Raw genomic sequence first — 7,514 nt, 5'->3', positions numbered from 1 at the left:
CGAGAGCTGGATCCTGCACGGTGCAGGATCCAGCTCTCGGCGGGGTGCTGGCGTGGTGGGGGCGACTCGTCCGCGGAGGACGGTCAGCGGGCGAGGCGCTCCGCGAGCCAGGTGAGCTGACGCTCGCGCTGGAACTCGGTGCCGCCCTCGTGCTCGTTGAAGGGGTAGACCTCGACGTCGACGTCGCCGCCGTAGTGGTTGGCCGAGGCGTACACGGTCGACGGCGGGCAGACGGTGTCCATGAGCGCGACCGAGTACAGCGCCGGCGCCGTCGCCCGCTTCGCGTGGTTGACGCCGTCGATGTAGGACAGCGTGCGGAACGCCGGCTCGACCCGGTCCCGGTGCGCGGCGAGGTAGGTGCGCACCTCCTCGAACGGGCCCTCCGGCGCCATCTCGACGCCGCGCCGGATGTGCGCCAGCCACGGGACGTCGGGCATGGCAGCGGCGACGTCGACGAGGCCGGCGACGGCGGTGGTGATCGCCCCGCCCTGGCTCACCCCGGTGACCGCGACGCGGCCTTCGTCCACGCCCGGGAGGGTGCGCACCGCCTCGACGGCGCGGACGCCGTCGGTGTAGACGCGCCGGTAGTAGTGCTCGTGCGGGTCCTCGATGCCGCGGGTCAGCGTGCCGGGGGCGGCGACGCCGGTGCCGACGGGGTCCGGGGTGGCCCCGAACCCGTTCGTCGTCGTCGTCCCCTGCCCGCGGGTGTCCATGACGACGTAGGCGTAGCCGGCCGCCGCCCACAGCAGCCTGCTGTGCGGCAGGCCGCGTCCCCCGCCGTAGCCGAGGTACTCCACGACCGCCGGGAGCGGCTCGTCGGTGCCCGCCGGACGCAGGTACCACGCCTTGACCCGGTGCCCGCCGAAGCCGGAGAAGGTGAGGTCGAAGGCGTCGACGAGCCGCAGGTGCGCGTCGACCGGGACGGCCTCGACGGCGAGGTCGTGCGCGCGCGTCTCGGCCAGCGTGCGGGCCCAGAAGTCGTCGAAGTCCGCCGGCTCGGCGACGTCGGGGCGGTAGTCGGGCAGACGTGCTGCATCGAGGTCGAAGAGAGGCATGGCCGTACCTTACGGCCGCACCCCCTCCCCCGGACGGCCCCCGAGGACCCGACACTCCCCGCAGACGACGAGAGCCGGATCGTGCACGGGGCACGATCCGGCTCTCGGAGCAGGGGCTGCGGTCAGTCGCCGCCGCGCAGGATCGCCAGGAGGCGGAGGAACTCGAGGTAGAGCCACACGAGGGTGACGAGGAGGCCGAAGGCGGCCGACCACGCGTAGCGGCTCGGGATGCCCGCCTGGACGCCGCGCTTGATCGCGTCGAAGTCGAGGATGAGGCAGAAGGCGGCGAGGCCGACGGCGAAGACACCGATGATGACGCCGAGCGGGATCCCCATGATCTCCACGCTCGAGCGCAGGCCGAACGCGGAGTCGCCGCTGCCGAGGAGCATGATGCCGAGGTTGACCAGCGAGAACAGCGCGTACCCGACGAGGGCGATGAGCACGAAGCGGGTCATCTTCGGGGTCACGCGGATCTTGCCGCTGGAGTACAGCGCGAGGGTGGCGACGAAGGTCGCGCCGGTGGCGAGCACCGCCTGGAGCACGATGCCGGGGTAGATGCTCTCGAAGACCATCGAGATGCCACCGAGGAACAGGCCCTCGGCCGCCGCGTACACGGCGATGAGCGCCGGGCTGGGCTCACGCTTGAACGCGTTGACCAGGCCGAGCACGAGTCCGACGGCGAGGCCGCCGAAGGTGGCGATCATGTTGCCGCCGAGGACGAACCAGTTCAGGGCGCCCATCGCGACGACGAGCGCGAGCAGTCCACCGGTCTTGACGATGACGTCGTCGTAGGTGAGCCGCCCGGTCTGGGCCGGTCCGGCGGCCGGCTGCTGGTAGGCGTACTCGAGGTTCTGCACCTGCTGCGGGTCCGCTGCCGGCGGGTAGGTGGTCCCGGCCGACGGCGCGTACCCCGGGTGGGTGGGGTAGCCGCTGGGCGTCGTACCGCGGCGCTCGCCGAAGTACGGACTGTTCTCGAAGACTGGATTGCTCACTCAGTGCCTCCTGGTCGCGCGTGGCCACGGGCCGACGCGTAGGTCTCATCCGCGGTCATCCTATGCGCCCCCCTCGCACGAGACCCGCCGTTGTCCAGGACAACGCCGCAGGCCGCGTCCGTGTTCCGGCCCGACACCCCCTCGCGCCGAGAGCCGGATCCCGCACGCGGGCCGGGTCGGCTCATCCTCGGGGTGGAGGTCGTCAGCCTCGAGGGTGAGGGAACCGGCGGGGCGATCTCCCCCTGCCGGGCGTCGTGCCCGGAGCCCGCCCGCCCTACTGTGGAGGGAACAAGGAGGCACCACATGATCCAGGCCCACGAGCTCACCAAGCGCTACGGCGACAAGACCGCCGTGGACCGCGTGAGCTTCACGGTGGAACCCGGGACCGTCACCGGGTTCCTCGGCCCCAACGGGGCCGGGAAGTCGACGACGATGCGGATGATCGTCGGCCTGGACCGTCCGACCTCCGGCACCGTGACGGTCAACGGCAAGCCCTACGCCGCGCACCGGGCACCGCTGCACGAGGTCGGGGTGCTCCTCGACGCCAAGGCGGTGCACACCGGCCGCTCGGCCTACAACCACCTGCGCGCGCTGGCCGCGACCCACGGGATCGCCACCTCCCGGGTGGAGGAGGTCATCGAGATGACCGGCCTCCAGACCGTCGCGCGGAAGCGGGTCGGCGGCTTCTCCCTCGGCATGGGCCAGCGGCTGGGCATCGCCGCGGCGATGCTCGGCGACCCTCGCACGCTCATCCTCGACGAGCCGGTCAACGGCCTGGACCCCGAGGGGGTCAAGTGGGTGCGCACGATGGTGCGCTACCTCGCCGGGGAGGGCCGCACCGTGTTCCTCTCCTCCCACCTCATGAGCGAGATGGCCCAGACGGCGGACCACCTCCTCGTCATCGGCCGCGGCCGGATCATCGCCTCGGGACCCGTCCGGGACATCGTCGACGCCACCCGCGAGGTCAGCGTCCGGGTGCGCTCCCCGCGCGCCGGCGAGCTGAGCGAGCTCCTCGCCGGGCAGGGCGTCTCCCTCGTCGCCACCGAGCCGGGCCTCATGGAGGTCTCCGGCCGGACCGCCGAGGAGATCGGTGAGCTCGCGGCCGGCGCGGGCATCGCGCTGCACGAGCTCACCCCGCTGCGCGCCTCCCTCGAGGACGCCTACATGAGTCTCACCCACGACGAGGTCGAGTTCCGCACCGAGCACGCGAGCGCCTCCGTCGGCACCCCGGAAGGAGCCGTACGATGACCACCCAGACCGCCCCGCGCGCCGTCGCCGTCAAGCCGGTGACCTTCCCGCGCGTCCTCACCTCCGAGTGGCTGAAGTTCTGGTCCCTGCGCTCCACCTACTGGACGCTGGGCGCCACCCTCGTCTCGATGGTGCTCATCTGCCTGCTCCTCGCCTTCGGTGCCTCACAGTCCGCCGACGCGGGCTTCGACACCGGGCTCGACGGCCAGACGGTCATCGCGACGAGCTACATCATGGCCCAGCTCGTCGTCGCGGTGCTCGGCGTCCTCATGATCACCGGCGAGTACTCCACTGGCATGATCCGCTCGACGTTCGCGGCGGTCCCCTCCCGGGTCCCGGCGCTGGTCGCGAAGGCGATCGTCATCGCCGTCGTCGCGTTCGTCGTCGGGGTGCTCGGCGTGATCCTCTCCTACGTGCTGACGATGCCGCTCCTCGGAGACGTCGGGGGCGCCGCCGACCTGGGCGACCCGGTCACGCTGCGCATCTTCTGGGGCACCGGCCTGTACCTCGCGGCGGTCGGCCTCTTCGGGCTGGCCCTCGGGGCGCTGCTGCGGCACTCCGCAGGCGCCCTGGCCGCCGTGCTCGGGATCCTTCTCCTGCTGCCGGTCATCGTCCAGCTCGCCATGTCCCCGCTCGAGTGGCTGCGCGACGCCTACCCCTACCTGCCGACGACGGCGGGTGAGCGGATCGTCGCGGTCGACAGTCCGGGCATGGAGATGCAGACCGCCGGACTCCCCCCGCTCCTCGAGCCGTGGGCCGGCCTGGGCGTCTTCGCGATCTACATCGCGGTCGCCCTCCTCGCCGCCGCGGTGCTCATGCGTAGGAGGGACGCCTGAGCATCCTGCGGCCCCCGGCGCCGTCCCGGTCGCCCCGCCCGCGGAGGCACCCGGCCCCCGGCCGAACGGCCTCGCCGGGCCGCGCGTCGGCCCGCTGCGCCGCGTCCTGGACCGCCACCCCGTCGTCGTCGACTGGGTCGTCGCCCTCTGGTACGGCATCCCCGCCGCGGCCACGGTCCTCTTGGGACCCACGATGGGCTCAGGAGGCACCGGCTGGACGGGGGCAGCGCTCGCCCTCGTCGGCTTCGCCGCCCTCCTGGGCCGGCGTCACCGTCCCGTCCTCACCCTCGCCGTCGTCCTCGCCGCCCTCGTCGTCTCGCAGGCGATGCTGCGGGAGACGACCGGCCTGGAGATCGCGGCCGTCCTCGCCCTGTACGCCGTCGCGGCCTACAGTCCGGCGCGCGCCGCCTGGTTCTCCCTCGCCGGTCTCCTCGCCGTGTTCGCCGGGGCACTCGCCGTGTGGCCCTCCGCGCTCGTGTCGGTGAACGTCGCGGACGGCACGGAGGTCGCCCTCAGCCCGGCGGCGTCCTTCGTCATCGCCCTGAGCACGACGTTCGCCCTGGCGATGATCGCCCTCATGCTCGGCACGACGGCACGCGGGCGGCGGCTGCACATCGCGGCGCTCGTCGAGCGCGCCGCCCAGCTCGCCCTCGAGCGCGACCAAAGCGCGCAGATCGCGCTGGTCGCGGAGCGCAACCGCATCGCCCGCGAGATGCACGACGTCGTCGCCCACAGCCTGTCGGTCATGGTCACGCTCGCCGACGGCGCCCGCGCCTCCCTGACCAAGCGGCCCGACCAGGCCGCCGTGGCACTCGACGAGCTCGCCGCCACCGGCCGGTCGGCCCTGGCCGACACGCGCCGGCTGCTCGGCGTCCTGCGCGACGACGACGCGGGCGAGGGCGGGGCGCCGCTCGCGCCCCAGCCGCTCAACACCGACCTCACCGACGTCATCGCCCGCTTCCAGGCGGCCGGGGTGCCGGTGTCCCTCACCGAGAGCGGCCCCGCGCTGCCCGCCGACGCCGGCCTGCAGCTCGCGGTGTTCCGCATCGTCCAGGAGGCGCTGACCAACGTCCTGCGCCACGCCCCGGGCTCCCCGCGGATCGACGTGACGATCGACCGGCAGCCCGGGTACGTCGTCGTCGAGGTCGACAACGCCGACGGCGCGCGGCCGGCGAGCACACCCGGCGGGCGCGGTCTGGTAGGCATGCGGGAGCGTGCGGCGGTCTACGACGGGCACGTCGAGGCCGGGCCGACGCCCGGCGGCTGGCGCGTGCGGGCCGTGCTGCGCTGGGCTGAGGAGGGGGAGCTGTGAGCATCACGGTGCTGCTGGCCGACGACCAGGCGCTGCTGCGCATGGGCTTCCGGCTCGTCCTGGGGGCCGAGGAGGACATCGAGGTGGTCGGCGAGGCAGCCGACGGGCAGGCCGCGGTGACGCTGGCGACGGCGCTGCGACCCGACGTCGTCCTCATGGACGTGCGCATGCCGCGGCTCAACGGCATCGAGGCGACCGAGCAGATCGTCGCCTCACTGCCCGGGTGCCGGGTCCTCATCCTCACGACCTTCGACCTCGACGAGTACGCCTTCGCCGGTCTGCGCGCCGGCGCCAGCGGGTTCCTCCTCAAGGACACCCCGCCCGAGACGCTCGTGGCGGCCATCCGCACCGTGGCCGACGGGGACGCCGTCGTCTCCCCGCGGGTGACCCGGCGCATGCTCGAGCTGTTCGGCGAGCGCCTCCCGGCGACCTCCGCGACCGAGCCCCCCGACGACGGCGTCCTGTCCAGCCTCACCACCCGCGAGCGCGAGGTGCTCGGGCTCGTCGCCGAGGGCCTGTCGAACGGGGAGATCGCCGCGCGGCTCCTCGTCTCGGAGGCGACGGTCAAGACGCACGTGGGCAAGGTGCTGGCCAAGCTCGACCTGCGCGACCGCGTGCAGGCGGTCATCCTCGCCTACGACACCGGGCTGGTGCGGCCCGGCTGACCTACCGGGGCTCGGCGGGCGGCGAGGGCTGTGCGCGGGGCGTGTCGGTCGCGGCCGCGACGAACGAGGCGCGCGGGCTCTGGAGCGAGCCGAGCGCGACGAGCTCGCGCCGGAAGAACAGCGCCGTCGTCCAGTCGAGGACGATGCGGACCTTGCGGTTGAAGGTCGGCATCGCCCACATGTGGTAGGTCCGGTGCATGAACCACGCGACCGGGCCGCGGAGCTTGACGCCGAAGACGTTCGCCACGCCCTTGCCCAGGCCGAGGGAGGCGACGGTGCCGACGTTCTTGTGCGCGTAGTCCTCCAGCGGCTCCCCCCGCAGGTGGCGGGCGAGGTTGCGGGCGAGGTGCCGCGCCTGGCGCACCGCGTGCTGGGCGGTGGGGCCGGTCGTCGCCCCGGGGGTGTCGGAGGTGAGGTCGGGGACGGCCGCGCAGTCCCCGGCCACCCATGCGCCCGGCACGACGCCGTCGTCACCCGCCACCTGGAGGGTGGGCAGGGCGCGGACCCGACCGCGCTCGTCGAGGGGCAGGTCGGAGCTTCCGAGCACCGGGTTGGCCTTGACGCCCGCGGTCCACACGACGGTGTCGGCCTCGAACTCCTCCCCGCTCGAGAGCTTGACGTACCCGTCGACGCACGACTCGAGGAAGGTGTTGAGGTGGATCTCCACGCCGCGGGCGCGCAGCTGCTCGATCGCGTACCCGCCGAGCTCCTCCCCGACCTCGGGCAGGATGCGCCCGGCGCCCTCGACGAGCACGAAGCGCATGTCCTCACGGCGGATGCCGTCGAACATCTTCGCGGCGTCGCGGGCCATGTCCTCGATCTCGCCGAGTGCCTCGATGCCGGCGAACCCGCCGCCGACGAAGACGAAGGTGAGCTTGCGACGACGCAGCGCGGGGTCCCAGGTGGAGGCGGCGACGTCCATCTTGCCGAGCACCTGGTTGTGCAGCGCGTTGGCCTCCTCGACCCACTTGAACCCGATGGCGAACTCGGCAAGGCCGGGGATGGGCAGGGTCCGGGGCACCGCCCCGAGCCCGACGACGAGCTCGTCGTAGGCGAGCTCGTAGCTCTCCCCCTCCTCGATCGGCTCGACGACGACGCGGCGGTCGGCGTGCCGGATCTCGCTCACGCTGCCCGTGACGAGGGTGCAGCCGCGCAGCTCGCGACGCAGCGGGGCCACGACGTGCCGCGGCTCGAGGTTGCCGGCCGCGGCCTCGGGGAGGAAGGGCTGGTAGGTCATGTACGAGCGCGGGTCGACGACGGCGATCTCGACGTCCTCGCGGCTCATCTGCTTGCGCAGCCCGAGCGCGGTGTACAGGCCGATGTACCCGCCGCCGAGGATGAGTATCCGCTTGGTACGGCGAGGACGCGGGGCTGCGGGGAGCGGGGTGGTCACCTATCGATCGTAT

7 protein-coding genes are annotated in these 7,514 nt (G+C 73.1%); 4 read left to right on the top strand and 3 right to left on the bottom strand.

Annotated features, from left to right (window positions below; genetic code table 11):
* Window positions 1-83: 83 nt before the first annotated feature.
* Together FHE66_RS02040 and FHE66_RS02035 are read right to left on the bottom strand one after the other, a co-directional pair.
* Window positions 84-1,055 (bottom strand): acetylxylan esterase, encoded by a 972-nt coding sequence (locus FHE66_RS02040; protein WP_139071323.1) that lies wholly within the window; start codon window positions 1,053-1,055, stop codon window positions 84-86.
* 122 nt (window positions 1,056-1,177) lie between these two features.
* Window positions 1,178-2,047 carry a Bax inhibitor-1/YccA family protein gene (locus tag FHE66_RS02035; protein WP_139071322.1) on the bottom strand — a complete coding sequence of 290 codons (870 nt, stop codon included), beginning with the start codon at window positions 2,045-2,047 and terminating at the stop codon, window positions 1,178-1,180.
* A 303-nt stretch (window positions 2,048-2,350) separates the two neighbouring features.
* On the opposite strand from FHE66_RS02035, the gene FHE66_RS02030 reads away from it, so the two are divergent.
* From FHE66_RS02030 to FHE66_RS02015, 4 genes are all read left to right on the top strand, one after another.
* Window positions 2,351-3,295: an ABC transporter ATP-binding protein gene (locus tag FHE66_RS02030; protein WP_139071321.1), complete on the top strand. Its 945-nt coding sequence runs from the start codon at window positions 2,351-2,353 to the stop codon at window positions 3,293-3,295.
* Complete coding sequence (locus tag FHE66_RS02025; RefSeq protein WP_139071320.1) at window positions 3,292-4,131, top strand: ABC transporter permease subunit; 840 nt, start codon at window positions 3,292-3,294, stop codon at window positions 4,129-4,131. The genes FHE66_RS02030 and FHE66_RS02025 overlap by 4 nt, the downstream gene beginning before the upstream one ends.
* Before the next feature lie 193 nt (window positions 4,132-4,324).
* Window positions 4,325-5,443: a sensor histidine kinase gene (locus FHE66_RS02020; protein ID WP_139071319.1), complete on the top strand. Its 1,119-nt coding sequence runs from the start codon at window positions 4,325-4,327 to the stop codon at window positions 5,441-5,443.
* The gene (locus FHE66_RS02015; RefSeq protein WP_255303573.1) at window positions 5,440-6,108 is read left to right on the top strand and encodes a response regulator transcription factor; all 669 of its coding nucleotides are present in this window, start codon (window positions 5,440-5,442) and stop codon (window positions 6,106-6,108) included. The genes FHE66_RS02020 and FHE66_RS02015 overlap by 4 nt, the downstream gene beginning before the upstream one ends.
* Window position 6,109: 1 nt before the next feature.
* On the opposite strand, the gene FHE66_RS02010 is transcribed toward FHE66_RS02015, so the two are convergent.
* Entirely contained in the window at window positions 6,110-7,501 is a 1,392-nt protein-coding gene (locus FHE66_RS02010) for an NAD(P)/FAD-dependent oxidoreductase (RefSeq protein ID WP_139071318.1), read from the bottom strand.
* Between the last annotated feature and the right edge of the window lie 13 nt (window positions 7,502-7,514).

The sequence above is a fragment of the Georgenia sp. 311 genome (assembly GCF_006151955.1).
In the GTDB taxonomy this organism is placed as follows: Bacteria; Actinomycetota; Actinomycetes; order Actinomycetales; family Actinomycetaceae; genus Oceanitalea; species Oceanitalea wutianyii.
Note: the sequence above shows the minus strand (reverse complement) of the source record. Positions and strands in the feature narration are given on the sequence as shown.